Annotated in this window: 21 protein-coding genes; 8 read left to right on the top strand and 13 right to left on the bottom strand. The window is 57.0% G+C overall.

The genetic code is table 11. From position 1 onward, the window contains the following. Window positions 1–64: 64 nt before the first annotated feature. Window positions 65–1,264, bottom strand: a complete 1,200-nt coding sequence (tyrS, locus tag BW686_RS25130) for a tyrosine--tRNA ligase (RefSeq protein WP_084920697.1) — start codon at window positions 1,262–1,264, stop codon at window positions 65–67. A 202-nt stretch (window positions 1,265–1,466) separates the two neighbouring features. On the opposite strand from tyrS, the gene BW686_RS25125 reads away from it, so the two are divergent. Next, window positions 1,467–2,891, top strand: a complete 1,425-nt coding sequence (locus BW686_RS25125) for a peptidoglycan DD-metalloendopeptidase family protein (RefSeq protein WP_084920695.1) — start codon at window positions 1,467–1,469, stop codon at window positions 2,889–2,891. A 3-nt stretch (window positions 2,892–2,894) separates the two neighbouring features. Then, the gene (locus BW686_RS25120) at window positions 2,895–3,989 is read left to right on the top strand and encodes an anhydro-N-acetylmuramic acid kinase (protein ID WP_084920692.1); all 1,095 of its coding nucleotides are present in this window, start codon (window positions 2,895–2,897) and stop codon (window positions 3,987–3,989) included. Between the two features lie 66 nt (window positions 3,990–4,055). Here the strand turns inward: BW686_RS25120 and erpA are convergent, their stop codons facing one another. Both erpA and argC read right to left on the bottom strand, forming a co-directional pair. After that, the gene (gene erpA, locus BW686_RS25115) at window positions 4,056–4,406 is read right to left on the bottom strand and encodes an iron-sulfur cluster insertion protein ErpA (protein WP_002551953.1); all 351 of its coding nucleotides are present in this window, start codon (window positions 4,404–4,406) and stop codon (window positions 4,056–4,058) included. Window positions 4,407–4,514: 108 nt separating this feature from the next. After that, window positions 4,515–5,549 (bottom strand): N-acetyl-gamma-glutamyl-phosphate reductase, encoded by a 1,035-nt coding sequence (argC, locus tag BW686_RS25110; RefSeq protein WP_084920690.1) that lies wholly within the window; start codon window positions 5,547–5,549, stop codon window positions 4,515–4,517. Between the two features lie 133 nt (window positions 5,550–5,682). Between argC and hemJ the strand changes: the two genes are divergently transcribed. The 5 genes from hemJ to coq7 all read left to right on the top strand — a co-directional run bounded on the left by hemJ (window position 5,683) and on the right by coq7 (window position 9,178). Next, complete coding sequence (gene hemJ / locus BW686_RS25105) at window positions 5,683–6,111, top strand: protoporphyrinogen oxidase HemJ (RefSeq protein WP_084920688.1); 429 nt, start codon at window positions 5,683–5,685, stop codon at window positions 6,109–6,111. Between the two features lie 96 nt (window positions 6,112–6,207). After that, window positions 6,208–7,137 carry a DUF805 domain-containing protein gene (locus tag BW686_RS25100; RefSeq protein ID WP_084920685.1) on the top strand — a complete coding sequence of 310 codons (930 nt, stop codon included), beginning with the start codon at window positions 6,208–6,210 and terminating at the stop codon, window positions 7,135–7,137. A 56-nt stretch (window positions 7,138–7,193) separates the two neighbouring features. Further along, entirely contained in the window at window positions 7,194–7,970 is a 777-nt protein-coding gene (locus BW686_RS25095; protein WP_084920683.1) for an SDR family NAD(P)-dependent oxidoreductase, read from the top strand. 101 nt (window positions 7,971–8,071) lie between these two features. Continuing rightward, window positions 8,072–8,410, top strand: coding sequence for a histidine triad nucleotide-binding protein (locus BW686_RS25090; RefSeq protein ID WP_084920681.1), 339 nt, complete (start codon window positions 8,072–8,074; stop codon window positions 8,408–8,410). A gap of 120 nt (window positions 8,411–8,530) precedes the next feature. After that, a complete protein-coding gene (gene coq7 / locus BW686_RS25085) occupies window positions 8,531–9,178 on the top strand; it encodes a 2-polyprenyl-3-methyl-6-methoxy-1,4-benzoquinone monooxygenase (protein ID WP_084920678.1) in 648 nt (215 codons plus the stop codon). Window positions 9,179–9,231: 53 nt separating this feature from the next. Here coq7 and speD read toward each other — a convergent pair whose 3' ends face one another. Then, window positions 9,232–10,026, bottom strand: coding sequence for an adenosylmethionine decarboxylase (gene speD, locus BW686_RS25080; RefSeq protein WP_003316303.1), 795 nt, complete (start codon window positions 10,024–10,026; stop codon window positions 9,232–9,234). Window positions 10,027–10,267: 241 nt separating this feature from the next. Next, complete coding sequence (locus tag BW686_RS25075; RefSeq protein WP_084920676.1) at window positions 10,268–10,690, bottom strand: OsmC family protein; 423 nt, start codon at window positions 10,688–10,690, stop codon at window positions 10,268–10,270. Window positions 10,691–10,900: 210 nt separating this feature from the next. Between BW686_RS25075 and crp the strand changes: the two genes are divergently transcribed. Further along, window positions 10,901–11,545 (top strand): cAMP-activated global transcriptional regulator CRP, encoded by a 645-nt coding sequence (gene crp / locus BW686_RS25070; protein ID WP_084920674.1) that lies wholly within the window; start codon window positions 10,901–10,903, stop codon window positions 11,543–11,545. An 11-nt stretch (window positions 11,546–11,556) separates the two neighbouring features. On the opposite strand, the gene BW686_RS25065 is transcribed toward crp, so the two are convergent. From BW686_RS25065 to BW686_RS25030, 8 genes are all read right to left on the bottom strand, one after another. Next, complete coding sequence (locus tag BW686_RS25065) at window positions 11,557–12,252, bottom strand: lipoate--protein ligase family protein (RefSeq protein WP_084920671.1); 696 nt, start codon at window positions 12,250–12,252, stop codon at window positions 11,557–11,559. Between the two features lie 32 nt (window positions 12,253–12,284). Then, the gene (gene trpC / locus BW686_RS25060; RefSeq protein WP_084920669.1) at window positions 12,285–13,121 is read right to left on the bottom strand and encodes an indole-3-glycerol phosphate synthase TrpC; all 837 of its coding nucleotides are present in this window, start codon (window positions 13,119–13,121) and stop codon (window positions 12,285–12,287) included. Next, on the bottom strand, window positions 13,118–14,167 hold the full coding sequence (trpD, locus tag BW686_RS25055; protein WP_084920704.1) for an anthranilate phosphoribosyltransferase: 1,050 nt from the start codon (window positions 14,165–14,167) through the stop codon (window positions 13,118–13,120). The genes trpC and trpD overlap by 4 nt, the downstream gene beginning before the upstream one ends. 21 nt (window positions 14,168–14,188) lie before the next feature. Continuing rightward, window positions 14,189–14,788, bottom strand: a complete 600-nt coding sequence (locus BW686_RS25050; RefSeq protein WP_084920666.1) for an aminodeoxychorismate/anthranilate synthase component II — start codon at window positions 14,786–14,788, stop codon at window positions 14,189–14,191. A 411-nt stretch (window positions 14,789–15,199) separates the two neighbouring features. Further along, window positions 15,200–15,706 carry a lysis system i-spanin subunit Rz gene (locus BW686_RS25045; protein ID WP_179149383.1) on the bottom strand — a complete coding sequence of 169 codons (507 nt, stop codon included), beginning with the start codon at window positions 15,704–15,706 and terminating at the stop codon, window positions 15,200–15,202. Further along, window positions 15,703–16,248: a glycoside hydrolase family 19 protein gene (locus BW686_RS25040; RefSeq protein WP_084920663.1), complete on the bottom strand. Its 546-nt coding sequence runs from the start codon at window positions 16,246–16,248 to the stop codon at window positions 15,703–15,705. The genes BW686_RS25045 and BW686_RS25040 overlap by 4 nt, the downstream gene beginning before the upstream one ends. 241 nt (window positions 16,249–16,489) lie before the next feature. Continuing rightward, complete coding sequence (locus BW686_RS25035) at window positions 16,490–16,987, bottom strand: phage tail protein (protein ID WP_084920660.1); 498 nt, start codon at window positions 16,985–16,987, stop codon at window positions 16,490–16,492. Window positions 16,988–17,326: 339 nt separating this feature from the next. Continuing rightward, entirely contained in the window at window positions 17,327–18,388 is a 1,062-nt protein-coding gene (locus tag BW686_RS25030) for a phage tail protein (RefSeq protein ID WP_179149382.1), read from the bottom strand. Window positions 18,389–18,630 lie beyond the last annotated feature (242 nt).

Raw genomic sequence — 18,630 nt, 5'->3', positions numbered from 1 at the left:
TCTGCGCCGGAAGTGGGGCGAATTATAGACAGATCACAGAGGGCGTCAACCGTTATTTTGAACTTTATTCAGATACGAGGCTGACACGCCCGAAAGCTTTCTTCCCGGCCTGACAAACATGCGTCGCACCCAGCTTGAATACAAAGCCACGGTCAACCACTTCACCATCTATACGCACACCGCCAGATGCCAGTAGGTCACGAGCAACCGCCGCGTTCTTCACCAGCCCTGCTTTATTAAGGACAGCCGAGATCGGCATGTCTTCAGCAGCAGCCAACGAGATTTCAGGCAGATCATCCGGCAGCTCGCCCTCCTTCATACGGTTCCCCGCAGAGCGGTGCGCATTGGCAGCAGCTTCTTCGCCATGAAAACGCGCCACCAGCTCTTCAGCCAGCTTGATCTTGATATCCCGCGGGTTGGCTCCAGCTTCGCACTCGGCCTTGAACCCGTTGATCTCCTCCATCGAGCGGAAGCTCAACAGCTCGAAGTAGCGCCACATCAAGGCATCAGGGATCGATACCAGCTTGCTGTACATAATGCCCGGCGCTTCCTGGATGCCGACATAGTTACCCAGCGACTTGGACATCTTCTTGACGCCATCCAGCCCTTCCAGCAACGGCATGGTCAGAATGCATTGCGGCTCTTGCCCATATGAGCGCTGAAGCTCGCGCCCCATCAGCAGATTGAATTTCTGATCGGTACCGCCCAGCTCGACGTCAGCCTTCAAGGCTACCGAGTCATACCCTTGCACCAACGGGTAGAGGAACTCATGGATGGCAATGGACTGATTGCTCTTATAGCGCTTGTCGAAATCGTCACGCTCGAGCATCCGCGCAACGGTGTACTGGGAGGACAGGCGGATGAAGTCGGCTGGACTGAGCGTGTCCATCCACGTCGAATTGAATGCCACTTCAGTCTTGGCAGGATCGAGGATCTTGAAGACCTGGGATTTGTAGGTCTCGGCGTAGTCGAGAACCTGCTCACGGGTCAGCGGAGGACGCGTGGCACTTTTACCACTCGGGTCGCCGATCATGCCGGTGAAGTCACCGATCAGGAAGATGACCTGATGCCCCAGATCCTGGAACTGGCGCAGCTTGTTAATAAGGACGGTGTGCCCCAGGTGCAGATCAGGTGCTGTCGGGTCGAAACCGGCCTTGATACGCAGCGGCTGGCCGCGCTTGAGCTTTTCGACCAGTTCGGCCTCGACCAGGAGTTCATCCGCACCGCGCTTTATAAGCGCCAGCTGTTCTTCAACCGACTTCATTTCAGCCCCCCATTTCAAAGGGGCTCAACCTTACAAGATCAGCGCCCAATTACAAGTTTTGCCCAGCCTCGGCCTGCAAATCAGTGACTGATACGCCGCGAGGGTTGCTTCGAGCAGGTTTTGGTTATATTTTATACAGTTATTTCATCTTCATCATGTCATTCATCTTTTCCATTTCACCTTTTTCAAAGTCAAATTACCTATGAAAGACACACCGCCTAAAGCGCCTCCGCTTTATCCGAAGAGTCACCTGCTCGCTGCAAGCGGCATCGCCGCATTGTTGAGCCTGGCGCTCCTGGTTTTTCCTTCAAGCGAAGTTGAAGCCAAACGAACGAACCTTGCCCTTGATCTGGAGATGCCTGATCAGGACGTACAAAACCAAGACGCTCCAGAAGCCGCCCAAGCCACAACTGAAAGCACTGATTCACCGTTCGCCCAGATCGATAACGCCGACGATAATGCCCAGGAAGCAGCAACCGCGCAGGCTGCAGCCGAAAAGCAGGTTCCGGCCGCAGCAAAGGATCCTCTTCATAAGGAAATCACTGTCAGTCGTGGTGACACCCTTTCTACACTGTTCGAAAAGGTCGGCCTGCCCGCCGCCAGCGTCCACGAAGCCTTGGCCAGCGACAAGCAGGCCAAGCAATTCAGCAAGTTGCAGGACGGTCAGACCCTGCAGTTCGAGTTGACGCCGGACGGCCAGCTCAAGCAATTGCATACCAAGCTCAGCGAACTCGAGACCATCAGCCTGTCAAAAACGGCTACAGGCTTCGTGTTCAACCGCGAAGTCAGCAAGCCCAACGTGCGCAACGCTTATGTTCACGGGGTCATCAACAGCTCGCTGTCGCAGTCTGCCCAGCGCGCCGGCTTGACGCACAGCATGACAATGGACATGGCCAATATCTTCGGCTATGACGTCGATTTCGCTCAGGACATCCGCAAGGGCGACGAATTTGATGTGGTGTATGAGCAGAAGGTCGTGAATGGCAAGAGCGTCGGCACCGGCAACATCCTGGCGGCGCGCTTCACGAATCGTGGCAAGACTTACACTGCCGTCCGCTACACCAGCAAGCAAGGCACCACCAATTACTACACCGCTGACGGTAACAGCATGCGCAAGGCGTTCATCCGCACCCCGGTTGACTTCGCCCGTATCAGCTCGATGTTCTCGATGGGTCGCAAGCACCCGATCCTGAACAAGATCCGCGCGCACAAAGGTGTCGATTACGCTGCGCCTCGCGGTACCCCCATCAAGGCCACTGGCGATGGCAAAGTTCTGCTGGCCGGCCGTCGCGGTGGTTACGGCAATACCGTCATCATTCAACATGGCGACACCTATCGCACTCTGTATGGTCACATGCAAGGCTTCGCAAAAGGTGTGCAAACGGGCAGTTCCGTCAAGCAAGGTCAGGTGATCGGCTATATTGGAACAACAGGCCTGTCGACTGGACCGCACTTGCACTATGAATTTCAGGTCAATGGCGTTCACGTAGACCCGTTGGGTCAGAAGCTTCCGATGGCGGATCCGATCGCCAAATCCGAAAAACAGCGGTTCATGCAGCTAAGCCAACCGTTGATGGCGCGCATGGATCAGGAAAAGGCCACCACGCTGGCCTCGAATAAAAGGTAATCCATGGACTTCTTCTATATAGGTGTGATGTCTGGCAGCAGTCTCGATGGGATTGATATCGCCCTTTTGAAGCAGGATGACCGTTCAAGGCTTGTGGCCACTCACTACATTCCCATGCCGGAAGACCTGCATGCCGAGTTGCTGGGGCTTTGCTCCAGCGGCGCGGACGAGTTTGCTCGTGCGGCAATTGCCGAACAGAAGTGGTGCAAACTGGTTGCACAGGGCGTACAGATTCTGCTGAAAGAGCAGAACATGCTCGTTGCCGATATCCGCGCCATCGGTAGCCACGGCCAGACCATCCGTCACGAACCTGCGCGCGGATACAGCATTCAGATCGGCAACCCCGCCTTACTGGCAGAGTTGACCGAGATTACCGTGGTCAGCGATTTCCGCCGCCGCGATATCGCAGCAGGCGGACAAGGCGCACCTCTTGTGCCCGCCTTCCACGAGGCGCTGTTCGACGACAATAAAGACCACCGCGCCGTATTGAACATTGGCGGCTTCAGCAACCTGAGCCTGATCGAATCAGATCGTCCGGTTGAAGGCTTCGATTGTGGGCCCGGCAATGTGCTGCTGGATGCCTGGATACAATCGCAGCGCCACGAAAGCTATGACAAGGACGGTGCATGGGCAGCCAGCGGCAAGGTTGATCCCGAGCTGCTCAAAAAACTGCTCAGCGATCCGTTTTTCTTGACCAAGGGCCCGAAAAGTACCGGTCGGGAAGTGTTCAACCTGGGCTGGGTGCATCACCATTTGTTTCAGCTGCCAACGCTGGCGCCGGAAGATGTGCAAGCCACCTTGCTGGAATTGACCGCGCAGACCATCACCGAATCGCTGCAAATGGCCCAAGCGGTTACCAAGGAGCTTCTGGTCTGCGGCGGCGGCGCACACAACAAGGCGCTGATGAAACGCCTGGCTGAGCTGCTGCCCGACACCGAGGTCAACAGCACCGAGAAATTCGGCGTGGACCCTGACTGGGTGGAAGCAATGGCGTTTGCCTGGCTGGCCCATTGCTGCCTTGAAGGCGTCCCGGCAAACCGTCCAACGGTCACCGGCGCCAAAGGCCGCCGGGTACTGGGCGCAATTTACCCCGCCTGACACTTTGCGCCTGAACGCAAAACGCCGCTCGAATGAGCGGCGTTTGTGTTTACAGCGTCGACCCCGTCAGATCGAGAACGAAGAGCCACACCCACAGGTAGTCGATGCATTCGGGTTCTTGATCACGAATCGCGAACCTTCAAGCCCTTCCTGATAATCGACTTCCGCGCCAGCCAGGTACTGGAAACTCATCGGATCGACCACCAGACTGACGCCTTCTCGCTCGACGATGGTGTCGTCATCAGCCACGTCTTCATCAAACGTGAAGCCGTACTGAAAGCCCGAGCACCCACCACCGGTAACGAACACGCGCAACTTGAGGCGGTCATTGCCCTCTTCGTCGACCAGGGTTTTCACCTTGTGCGCTGCATTTGGGGTGAATTCCAAAGCCGTAGGCGTGAAGGATTCAACACTCATGTCAGATATCTCCCGGCGTTAGCCGTCGTAATGCGTAATGACGGCATTATCCGCTTCTCCTAGAAAATCGGTCAACTATTTGCTGGAGAGGCGCTGCAAGCGATTCGACTAAGGCATCATGCCCGCATGGGACAGCCCGGCACGCTCGTCCAGCCCGAACAGGATGTTCATGTTCTGAACCGCCTGACCCGACGCGCCCTTGACCAGATTGTCGATGACCGACAGCACGACAACCAGATCACCACCTTGTGGACGATGCACGGCAATACGGCAAACGTTGGCGCCACGTACGCTACGGGTTTCAGGATGGCTGCCCGCAGGCATCACGTCCACAAACGGCTCATCGGCGTAGCGCTTCTCGAACAGGGCTTGCAGATCCACAGAACGATCAGCGACGGTTGCGTACAGTGTGGAATGAATACCCCGAATCATTGGCACCAGGTGCGGAACGAAAGTCAGGCCGATGTCGCCACCGGAAGCGCGACGCAGCCCTTGGGTTATTTCAGGCAGGTGGCGGTGGCCTTTAACGGCATAAGCCTTGAAGCTCTCGTTGGCCTCGGAGTACAGAGAGCCAATGCTCAGCCCCCGCCCGGCGCCACTCACACCGGATTTGCAATCGGCAATCAGGCGAGTGTTATCGGCAATACCGGCTTCAAGCAGTGGCAGGAAACCCAGCTGGGTCGCGGTTGGGTAGCAGCCCGGCACGGCAATCAGACGCGCGTTTTTTATCTGCTCGCGATTGACTTCAGGCAACCCGTACACCGCGTCCTTCAGCAACTCCGGCGCACCGTGCGGCTGGCCGTACCACTTGGACCACTCCACCGGATCCTGCAGACGGAAGTCGGCAGACAGGTCGATAACCTTGGTGCCTGCCGCTAGCAGTTCACCCGCCAGGGCATGCGCCACACCGTGGGGCGTGGCAAAGAACACCACGTCACAGGCACCCAGGGTTTTAACGTCAGGGACGCTGAACGCAAGCCCGTCATAATGGCCTCGCAGGTTCGGGTACATATCGGCGACAGGCAGACCGGCCTCCGAGCGCGAGGTAATGACGACCACTTCTGCCTGCGGATGCTGTGCCAACAGACGCAGCAGCTCGACACCGGTGTAACCCGTGCCGCCGACGATACCGACCTTGACCATAACCTGCCCTCAACGAAACAACTGGAAAGCGGTCGATAATAGGAGCCTATGGCGTCTGCGACAACCGACAACGTGACGTATGGACGCACAAGACACTACTATTCGGCCACCGTGAACCTGGGAATAACCAAAAATGCTCTATCTATGGATCAAAGCGCTGCATGTCATATCGATGGTCTGCTGGTTTGCAGCCCTCTTCTATCTGCCAAGGCTGTTCGTCTATCACTCGATGAGCGAGGACACCGTCAGCCGCGAGCGCTTCATCGTGATGGAGCGCAAGCTGTACCGTGGCATCATGACCCCGGCAATGATCGCAACGCTGGTGTTTGGCGGCTGGCTGATCAGCTTCAACGCCAGCGGGTACTTCAGCCAGGGCTGGATGCACGCGAAGCTGGCACTGGTTTTCCTGCTGATCGGCTATCACCATGTCTGCGGCGCACAGATGAAACGCTTCGCCCGTGGGGAAAATGGCCGCAGCCACGTGTTCTATCGCTGGTTCAATGAAATCCCGGTACTGATCCTTATTGCCATCGTGATTCTGGTCATCGTCAAACCCTTTTGACTGGCTTTCGCATCGCCTTTACTCGCGACATGACGGAACGCTGTGCTTAAGCAGAGCAACCCGAAATGTTCTCAAATCAAGACAAGGAAGCCCTGTATGACCGAAACCCTCTACAAGATCATGTTTGCAGGGCAGGTGCGTGAAGGCGTAGAGCCAGAAACCGCAAAGGCCAATCTGGCCGGGCTGTTCAAAAGCGAGACGGCGGCCGTTCAAAAGCTGTTCAACGGCGAACCCGTTGCACTCAAACGCGGCCTGGTCCGGGCGGAGGCCGAGCGCTACATCGACGCCCTTAAAAATGCGGGTGTTGAAGCGTATGTAGAACCCGATCAGGCAATCAGCCTCAACCTTGATGAGGTCTCCGCGCAGGCTACACCGTGGTCACCGGCCAGACAGGCAGCCCAGGATGCCTCCCCGTATGCGCCACCCAAGGCACCGGTGGTCAATGAGCATTACGGACACTCGACGCTCAAGGTCTTCACCACCAATGGCCGCATCGGGCGCCTGCGTTTTCTGGCGTGGAGCATGGTGCAGTGCGTGACCCTTGTGGCGCTGATGTCGCTGGCCCTGATGGTCATGAGCTGGTCGCTGGTCGGCGGGGGCTTGCTGATCGCGGTTCTGCTGGTGGCCTTCATGACCATCGGCGTGATGATTGGCGTGCAGAGGCTGCATGACCTGGGTTGGTCCGGCTGGCTTCTGCTGTTGAACCTGGTGCCATTCGTAGGCACGTTGTTCCCCTTCCTGATCATGGCTTTGCCAGGCACTCGAGGTCCCAACCCGTTCGGTCCGCCACCACCGCCTAACACGCGCGGCGTCAAAGTGCTGGGAATCATCTGGATCGCGATGATTCCGGTGATCTCGGTAGCCAGTATTTATTACGGCATTGGAAAACTGGCCCAGGAGGAACTGGCACTGCAAACCGACGAGTACGAGCAATCCCTGCCTTACGACGATGAAGAAGACCATGACAGTGCCTTGACTGCGCCGGCGGATGTCTACCAAGAGCCCAAGGAACAAAGCAGTCAGTAACAGACGGCTCACGGTTCGGCGAAATGCCGGGCGCAATACGCTCAATGGAGAAATGCATGACCCGTTACGCCCTGATCACCGGTGCTTCCAGTGGCATAGGCCTGGCAATGGCCGAAGCGCTGGCACGCCGTGGTCGCAGCCTGATCCTGGTCGCGCGTCAACGCGACCTTCTGGAAACGATTGCACTGGAGCTGACCCAGCGCTTTGGCGTCGAAGTGCTGTTTCGCGCATGCGACCTGGGCGAACCTTTGCGACTCTCAGGCTTTCTGCTGGAGCTGGAAGACGGTGCCCATCAGATCGACCTGCTCGTTAACGCCGCCGGTATCGGTACTTGCGGGCCGTTTCTGGCGCAGGACTGGAGCGCCGAGCAGGACCTGATCGACCTGAATATCCTCGCGCTCACACGCCTTTGCCATACGGTCGGCAACCTCATGGCCATTCAGGGTGGCGGGCAGATACTCAATATCGCCTCTGTGGCTGCTTTTCAGCCGGGGCCGTGGATGAGCACCTACTATGCGAGCAAGGCCTACGTGCTGCACTTTTCCGAAGGGCTGCGCGAGGAAGTGAAAAAAGCCGGGGTCAAGGTCTCGGTGTTGTGCCCGGGGCCGACCCGAACAGCTTTTTTCCGTACGGCGCAACTGCAGGTGAACGTCGATAACCTGATGAGCCCTGAAGAGGTCGCGCTGTACACCGTCCGCGCGCTGGAGAAAAACCGTGCGGTCATCATTCCAGGTTTTAGCAACAGGTTCTGGACGCTCAGCCCGCGCCTGGTTTCACGCTGGCTGGCACGCCAGATCAGCGGTTATATCAACAAGAAATTCTGCCCGCGCTGACGACAAACGGCTGGGCTAGCCGCGCCTCGCTCAGTACACTCGGGCTCACTGCTGCATGGCATTACCCTGCGACGCCCATCAACCGACAAGGAGCAACGGCTGTGGAAACTTTGTTTACCAAGATCATCAACCGGGAAATTCCGGCAAAGATCATCTACGAAGATGATCAAGTGCTGGCCTTCCATGACATTGCCCCTCAGGCACCTGTGCATTTTCTGGTTATCCCGAAAAAGCCCGTTCGAACCCTGAACGATCTGACCGAAGAAGACAAAGGCCTGGCAGGGCATATCCTGTTTACTGCGCAGCGTCTGGCCCTCGAGCTGGGCTGCGAAGAAGGCTTTCGTGTGGTCATGAACTGTAACGAGCTGGGCGGACAAACCGTTTATCACATCCACATGCACGTGCTGGGTCAGCGCCAGATGAACTGGCCTCCGGGCTGATCCCGCATGTCGGGCCTGCGCGCCGGCCAGCGACGCTGATAATCGCTGGCCGGACGACACAGGCCCTGCCGCCTCCGGCTGATTGGGGTAAACTCCCGTCATGATCTTCCGGAGGTGCCCATGGCTACCGAACGTCAATATTCCCCGATCGACCGTCTGTTACTTCAAGCCGACAGCGCAATGCGCACACTGTTGACATCCAGCTCCCACGCCCGAAGCCCCTCCCCGGCCGTCGTCCAGCCCGACCATAAGATGAGTGACGTCGACACGCGCCACGTCGCGGGTCTCATGCGCATCAATCATACCGGCGAAGTCTGTGCCCAGGCGCTGTATCAGGGCCAGGCGCTGACGGCAAAGCTGCCCAAAGTCCGCAAGGCGATGGAGCATGCTGCCGAAGAAGAGATCGATCATCTGGTCTGGTGCGAACAACGCATTCATCAACTTGGCAGCCACACCAGCGTGCTGAACCCGCTGTTCTATGGCCTGTCGTTCGGGATGGGCGCCGTGGCCGGAGTCATCAGTGACCGAGTCAGCCTGGGTTTTGTCGCGGCAACGGAAGATCAGGTGTGCAAGCACTTGAGCGAGCACCTTGAACAGCTTCCGGTTGAAGACGGTAAGTCCCGGGCCATTCTGGAACAGATGCTCAGCGACGAAGAACACCACGCCGAGTCCGCTCTGGAGGCAGGAGGCTTTCGCTTTCCGGCCCCGGTCAAGTTCGGCATGAGTGTGCTGGCCAAGGTCATGACCAGGTCCACTTATCGCATTTGACGAACAAAAAAGGCGCCTGCAAGAGGCGCCTTTTTAATGTCCGAAATCCGGGTTTATACCGCTACGTTACGACCGTAGAAGATTTCCAGCATTTCGTGTTTGACCTTCGCAGTCACCTGTTCACGCTGCTCGGGAGACAGGTTGCTGGTCGCATCGCCGAACAGGTAGTTGTCCAATTCGAACTGTTTGAGCAGCATTTTGGTGTGAAACAGGTTTTCCTGATACACGTTGACGTCGGTCATCTGGTAACCGTTACGCGTGTCTTCGGACAGGTAATTCTGGATCGAGTTGATTTCGTGATCGATGAAATGCTTTTTGCCTTCCACGTCACGGGTGAAACCGCGCACGCGATAATCGACGGTCACGATGTCCGACTCGAACTTGTGAATCAGGTAGTTCAGCGCCTTGAGCGGTGAAATAACGCCGCAGGTCGACACATCGATGTCTACGCGGAACGTGGCAATACCGTCCACCGGGTGAATTTCCGGATAGGTATGAACCGTGATGTGGCTCTTGTCCAGGTGGGCCAGGATGGTTTCCGGCAATGGACCTGGCGACTCTTCGATCTGGCTTTCGGTAGGCGTCACCGGCTGCTCGGAGATCAGAATGGTCACACTGGCACCTTGTGGATCGTAATCCTGACGCGCAATGTTCAGGATGTTGGCACCAATGATATCGACAACATCAGTCAGAATCCGCGTCAGGCGTTCTGCGTCGTACACACTGTTGATGTACTCGACGTACGCCTGCTGGTCCTGCGGGGTTTCCGCATAGCAGATGTCATAAATGTTGAAGCTCAAGGTCTTTGTCAGGTTGTTGAACCCGTGGAGCTTGAGTTTGCTTTTCACCGTTAAAAACTCTCTATATGGGTGCGGCGCCAGCCGCGTGATCAAGCATGCCCGTCAGTTGAGTCCGGCTCATCTGCGTAGGACGGTTAACACCTCTTCGCGTTGGCGATTTTGGTTGTCTGTTCGGGCAGCAGCAGAAAACCAATGCACGCTGCGCCCTGAAAAAGTGGCGCATTATGCAGACGTCCGAAGCCGTCTGCCAGAGTGTGCGCCGTTTTTATGATCGTTGGATGTCTGGCGATCAGCCCAGTTCGACAATTTCATAATCGTGAGTGATCTTCACACCCGCATTTCCGAGCATAATCGATGCCGAACAGTACTTCTCTGCGGACAGTTCGATGGCGCGCTTGACTTGGGCCTCTTTCAGACCGCGGCCCTTCACGACGAAGTGCAGGTGAATCTTCGTGAACACTTTCGGGTCTTCGTCTGCGCGTTCGGCGTCAAGAAACGCTTCGCAGCTTTCGACCGGCTGACGCGACTTCTTGAGGATGCTGACCACGTCATAGTTGCTGCAACCGCCAAGGCCGATCAGCACCATTTCCATTGGCCGGACACCGAGATTGCGACCGCCGCTTTCGGGCGGACCGTCCATGACCACCACATGACCGCTACCGGATTCGCCAAGAAACATGGCTTCGCCAGCCCATTGGATGCGTGCCTTCATCGCCAAGACTCCACTGTAAAAAAGGGGGCGCCAGCTTAGCACAGCGTCAAACCGTGCCTGGGTGCCTCGGAAAAAATGCTTTTTTCAGGAAACGTGTAGGAATATTCGCAAATAGTGCCCGTTACGCCTTGAAAAACTGCTGAGAACCCAGGTGCAGCCGATACCTACAGGTATGCCATTTGGCCATAGTCTTTATTTCGGAAGTCCCGCATGGTCGCACTAACCTTTACACCTCAGGCAAGCAGGCTGGACAAGCTACTCGCTCATGCGGAACGCCGGCGCTGTGCCGCAAAAAGCAACATCATCAACGCAGGTGATCGTTCCGAGTCGTTGTTTCTGATCCTCAAGGGCTCGGTCACCGTGCTTATCGAAGATGATGAGCGACGGGAAATGATCGTTGCCTATCTCAACAACGGTGATTTCTTCGGTGAGTTGGGTCTGTTTGAACAACCAGGGCATGAATCTGTGCGCAGCGCATGGGTACGAGCCAAGACCGAGTGCGAGGTGGCCGAAATCCCCTACGGCACCTTTCGCGAACTGGCCAGGCAAGATCCGGAAATTCTTTACGCCCTGGGCAGCCAGATGGCCGAACGCCTGCGTAACACCACGCGCAAGGTCGGCGATCTGGCATTTCTGGATGTCACTGGCCGTGTGGCGCGCACGTTGCTGGACCTGTGCAAGCAGCCGGATGCAATGACCCATCCGGACGGCATGCAGATCAAGATAACTCGTCAGGAGATCGGACGTATCGTGGGTTGTTCGAGGGAGATGGTCGGACGTGTGCTCAAGGCTCTGGAAGAGCAAAGTCTGGTCAACGTCAAAGGCAAAACAATGGTGGTCTACGGCACACGCTGAGGTACCGCCAATCAGAGCTCGGCAAGCACACGCTGATAGCTCTGCGCCAGACACTCGATAACCTGCGCATCAGGAAACGCTTCGTGCAGGGCAACATGACTCTCGGCGCGCACACGCTGGTCAAGCTCACATATTTCATTGAAGCGATTGACCGCCGCTACCATCTGCGCACGTTCGTCATTCAGTAACAGCGCACCATGCACCAATACCACCGGCCGTGTTCCGCCCTGACTCTGGCGCCAACGCTGAGCGGTGCCGACCATTTTCCGGCCATCAAGGTTGACGTTGAAACGACCGTCGCAGAATGCACCCGCCACTTCACCCAGTGAAGCCTGCCCACCCAGCGCCAGCAACAGATCGAGAATCGGCTGGCACAGCCGAAGATAGGCCGTTTCGATGCGATCCCGGTCGGAATCAGAGGGTGGCTGGGCGTAGACCAGTGCGATATTGAGCGTGGCAGCAGACTGAGGGACCGGCTCACCACCGGTTTCGCGCAGCAACACGGGCCATCCGCTCTCCGACAGCGCCTCACTGGCTTCGACAAAACCCGGCAGCCGGCTCATGCGTCGCGGCATGACCAGCGCCCGGTCACTGGGCCGCCAGAACAACAGCCCGTGATTCACAGCACCTGCACACACGCATGCCAGTAGATCCTGTTCGGCCTGCAAGCCTTGTTCGACACAGGTATCGATGATCGGGTCTTGCATGCTTGACCTCACCGTGTGTTCAGCTCACATGATCAACCGCTGAACGAACCGCCCGCTGCCGACTTGCGCTCCGGAAAGAACAGTCGCTGCAACTCTGCCCCTGGCTTTTCGGCGCGCATGAATGCCTCACCCACCAGGAACGCATAGACATCACTGACTTCCATCAGCTCGACGTCAGCCCGATTGAGAATGCCACTTTCAGTGACCACGATGCGATCAGGCGGAATACGCGTCAGCAAATCCAGCGTGGTTTCAAGGCTGACGTCGAAGGTGTGGAGGTTGCGATTATTGACACCTACCAAGGGTGTATCGAGCGTCTTCAAGGCACGATCCAGCTCGTCGCCGTCATGCACTTCAACCAGCACATCCAGCTTCATGCTCTTGGCAACCGCGGCCAGATCGGCCATTTGTGCGTCATCCAGCGCCGACACGATCAGCAGGATGCAGTCGGCGCCCAACGCTCGTGCTTCGACCACCTGGTACGGATCGATCATGAAGTCCTTGCGGATCACCGGCAAATTACAGGCGGCCCGCGCTTCCTGCAGATAGGCATCGGAGCCCTGAAAAAAATCGACATCAGTCAGCACCGAAAGACAGGTTGCGCCACCCGCCTGATAGCTTCTGGCAATGTCGCCCGGCAGGAAGTTCTCACGGATGACGCCTTTGCTCGGCGACGCCTTCTTGATTTCAGCGATGACGGCTGGCTGCTTTTTCTTGACCTGACTGATCATTGCGTTGGCAAAACCACGAGGCGCATCAGCTTTGGCAGCCTGCTGTTCAAGCTCGGCCAGACTCACGATCCCGCGGCGGGCAGCGACTTCCTCGGCCTTTCGGACAAGAATCTTTTCCAGTACGGTTGGCACGCTCATGCTTCATTCTCCTGCTTGAATACCGCTGTAAAAGCACCCAACTCTTCCAGTTTTTCCCGCGCAAGGCCGGTGTGCAGCGCATCGTGCGCCAGTGCCACGCCTTCTTTCAAGCTTGTAGCGTGGTCGGCCGCATAAAGCGCAGCACCGGCATTGAGCACGATCATCTCTGCCGCTTTCTGCCCGTTCTCGGTCTTGCGGCGCCCCAGCGCATCACGAATCAGCTCCAGCGAGGCAGCGGGGCTTTCCACCGCCAGACCGTACAGACTCTGACTCTTGATGCCCAGGTCTTCGGGTTGCACCCAGTATTCTGTCACTTCGCCATTCTTCAACTCGGCCACGAAGGTGGGCGCGGCCAGACTGAATTCATCCAGACCGTCCTGAGAATGCACCACCAACACGTGCTTGCTGCCCAGACGCAACAACACTTCAGCCAACGGGCGGCACAGCGCCTGGTTGAACACGCCGACGACCTGATGGTGAACGCCTGCCGGGTTGGTCAGCGGGCCAAGCATATTGAACAGCGTGCGCAACCCCAATTCACGGCGAGGGCCGGCAGTATGTTTCATCGCACGGTGATGAGACTGCGCAAACATGAAGCCAATACCGACGCTGTCGATGCAGCGCGCCACCTGAACCGGCGTAAGGTTGAGGTACACACCCGCCGCCTCCAGCAAGTCGGCACTGCCGCTCTTGCCCGACACCGCGCGGTTGCCGTGCTTGGCCACCGTGCAGCCCGCGGCAGCAATGACGAACGCTGAAGCCGTGGACACATTGAAAATGTTCGCGCCATCACCGCCGGTCCCGACGATGTCGACCACACCCTCGAGGGTTTTCAGCTCCACTTTGTCGGCCAGCTCACGCATGACCAAAACAGCACCGACGATTTCGTCGATGGTTTCGCTCTTCATGCGCATGCCCATCAGAAACGCACCGATCTGCGCTTCGGTGCATTGGCCGGTCATGATCTCGCGCATGACGTCACTCATCTCGTCAGTGGTCAGGTCCAGCTGATTGACCACGCGGTTCAGCGCACTTTTGATACTCATCGGGGTGTTCATAAAAAGTCCTTAAACCTGACGATGGCCGCCGCTCTGTTTGAGAAAGTTGGCAAACAACTCGTGGCCCTGCTCGGTCAGGATCGATTCAGGGTGAAACTGCACCCCTTCCACGTTCAATGTTTTGTGACGCAGGCCCATGATCTCGTCAACCGAGCCGTCTTCCAGCGATGTCCATGCCGTGACTTCGAGGCAATCGGGCAGCGTATCCCTTTTAACCACCAGCGAGTGGTAACGGGTGACCACCAACGGATGATTAAGGCCTTCGAACACGCCCCCGTCTTCGTGAACCACAGGGCTGGTCTTGCCATGCATCACCTGACGCGCGCGGACCACCTCGCCACCAAATGCCTGACCGATGGACTGGTGCCCAAGGCAGACGCCCAGGATCGGCAGCTTGCCCGCGAAGTGGTTGATCACTTCCAGCGAGACACCGGCTTCATTGGGTGTACACGGGCCGGGCGAGACCACGATGCGCTCGGGCTTGAGGGCTTCGATCTCGGCGATGGTCAGTTCGTCATTGCGAATGACTTTGACGTCTGCCCCCAGCTCACCGAGGTACTGCACGACGTTGTAGGTAAAGGAGTCGTAGTTATCGATCATCAGCAGCATTTTGCTATTAACCTTTTGATTGACTGACGTGATTCAGGCCTTCCGGATTCTGCTTCACTCATGCCTCCCCTTCAGCCGCAAGGCTTGGGGTGACCGGGGCAGAAAACATCACAAATCGAAGGCATACAGGTACGGGACCGGCAGGGCCGGCAAGGAAATAGTCAGGCGCGCCAACGCCAACGGGCGTGGGCCTTGATAACGCGCATCAAAAGCTTGCTGACTGTCGTCACGGAAGGGGTCTCATCGGTACGTTTCGGGACATTAGCGTACCGAATGGGCCGGTGCAATATGAATGTACCGGAGGATACCGATTGAACAGCCTGTCAAGGCTGAAAAGAGGGCCGCACCTCCTTGCGGAGGCGGGATTCAGGCGGGGGCACGATGGCCGAGGGTGGGGAGCCGAGGGGAACATCAATGCGCAATCTCGCGCACATAGGCTTGGCAGGCCTTCAAGGCGATCAATCCCTGATCACCGTCATCGGTGATGGCGACAATTCGTCCAGCAGCCGCTGGGTCAAGTTCGCCTCGCGAGCTTCCATGAACCATGCCGCTGGCGTCGGCGGCTGGCACTCCGTCGCCTGCGGGCGGGCTGGCGAGAAGGACTGACAGCCGCAGATCAGCAGTGGCCAGACGGTCGCGCAAACGAGCTTGAGAGGTCTGTGCATCGCTCAACTCCTTGTGAAGGGTTGTATCGTTATTTTGCAGACGGACTTCCAGCGCCCGCCTCCGCGCTTGCTCGGCGTTCTGCCAGTTGATAACTGCCAAGGCCGCCTGCTCGCGCTCGTGTTGCCAGGTCAGCGCTTGCGAGGACAGTTGCAGGTCATAGCGAGCCGCCTGCCATTTCCAGGCGGCCCATGTACCCATTCCCGCGCCCAGCACGAATGCCAGGATCAGGAAGCGCACATCCGGCACTTTCATGGCAGCACCTCAAGCGCGCGCTGATACAGCATTTGCCGATCCGCCAGGCCATTGGTGCCACCGTTGATACGCCGGGTGATCATCAGAAAATCCCCCTTGTCTGCCAGTGCGTTAAGGTTGGCCCGGTCCCAGAACCACGCCGCCGACATGGCCGCGTGGCCTGGCTGTTCGAGCAGTTGCGGCTGGCATAACAGATCCAGCCCCAGCGCTTCCCCGCACGCTTCATAATTGGCCCGCCCCGTCACCTGAATCAGCCCGCGCCCCCGATAAAGCTGACCGTCACCATCGGCGTCTGGCGTATTGCCCAGACGCAACGCCAACTGCCCCGTGTCGTACTTCGCCAGGTAACTGTTGTTACCCAGTTCACGCACATACCGAAGCTGCCCGGACTCATGCCCTATCTGGGCAATGAACGCGGCGATACGCAGGCGAGTGTTGATGGCGTAACGGGCCATGGCGGCGTTGAGCGCAGAAACAAAAACGCCGGCTTGAGGGCCGGCGTTGGGGAGGATGTGTAGTAGTTGCTGTTGGTTGATTGGCATGGCTACTCCTGCCGCACTTATAGCACTCGTCCGTGCCCCCCAATTAACGAAGCTCTCGTGATTGGGGAGTCACTCGAATTGCAGAAAAACGCCCCATCAGTGCGGGGCGTCATGACGTGGGTAGTGTGTGACCGTCACACCGGCAGGACGTCGCAATATCGAAAGCAGAAACAATAACGCCGACGTTAGTCGTCGACGTCAGGTGCCATTCGTTATCGCGCACGCCCTGCCAGATATCCAACTATTCAGACGGCGGCACGTACACAAAAGGCTGCGCCGGTGCCACTGGCCAGTCGAACTTCCTAGGATAACCTGGCAATGTGTCAATTAGGGAAAGCCGCACGCGATAAAGACGGAACGCGTACAGCTCAGCGTTTATTGCTGGCACGGATTTCAATTGCTCTTCGGTCGCCAGATTCATTGCTATGGCGTCCTGAAGAATATCCAGTTCGTCCAGCAACGAGTGGATTCGATAGGTAGCGTTACTTGATAAGTTATTTCGCTGACTCGTCACCAGCTGCAAGACCGCCTCCTCGGTCGGTTCGAGAACCGGGCCGAACTCACCGGCGAGGGCACGGTTAAACAGATCAACTCCGTGAGCAGCGGAGTCGTTGGGAGACGCACTGAAAGGCACCTCGCCGTAAGTGTCTTTAAACTCTGCAAACAACACCCACAGATTAATGTATGTGTGTGTCATATCGGACCAACGTGGATCACGAGCGCTTATTACTGTGTACATATGAATACCTTTGATTTTCTATTAAGAGAGTATGGAGTTATGAATGTTTGACGCTTGCGGGCGTCAGTGGACCTCCTGTTTAGTCTGAGTGGCAGGGAGCGCTTGTCAGCGTTTCTGACCAGCGTTTGAAGTGTTCGATGAACGATTGCAATGTTTTCGATGACAGAAACAAAAACGCCGACTTGAGGGCAGGCGTTGGGGAGGATGGGCAGCAGGTATTGCTGGTTTGTAGGTATTGGTCCTCCTGAGTCGTTTGCTTACATCCCAAGTCGATGACGCTTTCCTGTTGCATGCGCAATGAACACTGCGGATAAAACAACGCCCCGTCAGTGCGGGGCGTCAAGACTTGGGCAGTTCGTCTGCACTGACGCCTATAAAAGGCGTCGGCGATTCAGTCGCCTTTGCGTACACAAAAGGCGACGCAGGCGGCATGGGCCAGACGAACGATTCCGGAAAGCCTGGCTGCGAATCGAGCTGGGCGAGTTGCACCCGGTAGAGCCAATATGCGTTGAGCTCAGCGTGTAACGCAGGCAGGATTTTCTGTTGGGCCTCAATGGCACTCTGTACGGTGCTCAGCCTGCTGATCAACGAATCGACTTTCGCAGTGGCCATGGCCGAGTATTCGCTGCGTTGACTCATGACGTCGCCTGTACTCACCTCCGCGATCGGCTCGAGAATCACGCCAAACGCACCGTTAAAGGCACGATTGAAAAGCTCTCTGGCTTGCGGCTTCAGGGAGTTGGCAGCAACAGTCACCGCCTCCTCGCCCTTGGTATCTTTGGTCTTTTCAAAGACGATCAAAAGCACGATAGCGGTATGCGCTTGATCGACCCAACGAGGGTTGCGAATGCTGTTCATGACCCACGGCAGCTCGTCTTCACTCACGCCTGTAGGAGGTGTCGGCACAACCGGTGGTTCCACGTAAACAAATGGCGTCGCTGGCGGAACGGGCCATACGAAGGACATCGGAAAGCCCGTGAGCTGTTCCAGATTGGAGAGCTGGGCCCGGTACAGCGAATAAGCATCAAGCTCGGCTTGCAGCGCAGGCCGGGATTTGATTTGAGCGTCCGTGGCAGACCCCGATGCAATAGCGTTTTGCACGATGGTCAGTTGAAAATCCAGCTCGTTGATTTTTTTGGTCGCGCTGCCCAGGTAGACGCTGCGCTCCGAGTTGACGCTCATCAGAATCATCAACTCGCTCGGCTCAAGAATCTCACCAAACTCACCGGCGATTGCCCGATTGAAAAGCGCTACGTATTGCGGGTCCGGATGATTGGCAGAGACCGATATAGCGTCCTGACGATCCATATAGCCGGGTTCGCTAACGATTACCCATAGCGTCATGGACGTGTGGGCTTGATCTGCCCATTGTGGGTGACGAGAGAGAGGGACTAGGTTCATGTGAATTCCTTTTATATAATTTATTTAGCAAGTGTGCTTGATCAGTGGCCGGCACTTTATGCGCACCCGATTATTCATCAGCAATCTTGAAGTTATCTGCAGCACGCTGTTTTTCAAGCGCCATGAATAAAGCTTAATGAAACGCTCGACACCTCTTTTCAAATAGTTAGCGCTCGCACAAAGAAGCAGGCCTGCATTGCACTCGGCTATTTTCCCAATACTTTAGTTGGATGATGTAGACA

Source organism: Pseudomonas syringae (assembly GCF_002157375.1).
Taxonomy (GTDB): domain Bacteria; phylum Pseudomonadota; class Gammaproteobacteria; order Pseudomonadales; family Pseudomonadaceae; genus Aquipseudomonas; species Aquipseudomonas syringae_T.
This window is presented reverse-complemented; position numbering and strand designations above follow the sequence as displayed.

Excerpts from the sequence above, each read along its gene's own strand:
- tyrS (WP_084920697.1), bottom strand. The coding sequence starts at position 1,264 with ATGAAGTCGGTTGAAGAACAGCTGGCGCTTATAAAGCGCGGTGCGGAT.
- BW686_RS25125 (WP_084920695.1), top strand. The coding sequence starts at position 1,467 with ATGAAAGACACACCGCCTAAAGCGCCTCCGCTTTATCCGAAGAGTCAC.
- BW686_RS25120 (WP_084920692.1), top strand. The coding sequence starts at position 2,895 with ATGGACTTCTTCTATATAGGTGTGATGTCTGGCAGCAGTCTCGATGGG.
- erpA (WP_002551953.1), bottom strand. The coding sequence starts at position 4,406 with ATGAGTGTTGAATCCTTCACGCCTACGGCTTTGGAATTCACCCCAAAT.
- argC (WP_084920690.1), bottom strand. The coding sequence starts at position 5,549 with ATGGTCAAGGTCGGTATCGTCGGCGGCACGGGTTACACCGGTGTCGAG.
- hemJ (WP_084920688.1), top strand. The coding sequence starts at position 5,683 with ATGCTCTATCTATGGATCAAAGCGCTGCATGTCATATCGATGGTCTGC.
- BW686_RS25100 (WP_084920685.1), top strand. The coding sequence starts at position 6,208 with ATGACCGAAACCCTCTACAAGATCATGTTTGCAGGGCAGGTGCGTGAA.
- BW686_RS25095 (WP_084920683.1), top strand. The coding sequence starts at position 7,194 with ATGACCCGTTACGCCCTGATCACCGGTGCTTCCAGTGGCATAGGCCTG.
- coq7 (WP_084920678.1), top strand. The coding sequence starts at position 8,531 with ATGGCTACCGAACGTCAATATTCCCCGATCGACCGTCTGTTACTTCAA.
- BW686_RS25075 (WP_084920676.1), bottom strand. The coding sequence starts at position 10,690 with ATGAAGGCACGCATCCAATGGGCTGGCGAAGCCATGTTTCTTGGCGAA.
- crp (WP_084920674.1), top strand. The coding sequence starts at position 10,901 with ATGGTCGCACTAACCTTTACACCTCAGGCAAGCAGGCTGGACAAGCTA.
- BW686_RS25065 (WP_084920671.1), bottom strand. The coding sequence starts at position 12,252 with ATGCAAGACCCGATCATCGATACCTGTGTCGAACAAGGCTTGCAGGCC.
- trpC (WP_084920669.1), bottom strand. The coding sequence starts at position 13,121 with ATGAGCGTGCCAACCGTACTGGAAAAGATTCTTGTCCGAAAGGCCGAG.
- trpD (WP_084920704.1), bottom strand. The coding sequence starts at position 14,167 with ATGAGTATCAAAAGTGCGCTGAACCGCGTGGTCAATCAGCTGGACCTG.
- BW686_RS25050 (WP_084920666.1), bottom strand. The coding sequence starts at position 14,788 with ATGCTGCTGATGATCGATAACTACGACTCCTTTACCTACAACGTCGTG.
- BW686_RS25045 (WP_179149383.1), bottom strand. The coding sequence starts at position 15,706 with ATGAAAGTGCCGGATGTGCGCTTCCTGATCCTGGCATTCGTGCTGGGC.
- BW686_RS25040 (WP_084920663.1), bottom strand. The coding sequence starts at position 16,248 with ATGCCAATCAACCAACAGCAACTACTACACATCCTCCCCAACGCCGGC.
- BW686_RS25035 (WP_084920660.1), bottom strand. The coding sequence starts at position 16,987 with ATGTACACAGTAATAAGCGCTCGTGATCCACGTTGGTCCGATATGACA.
- BW686_RS25030 (WP_179149382.1), bottom strand. The coding sequence starts at position 18,388 with ATGAACCTAGTCCCTCTCTCTCGTCACCCACAATGGGCAGATCAAGCC.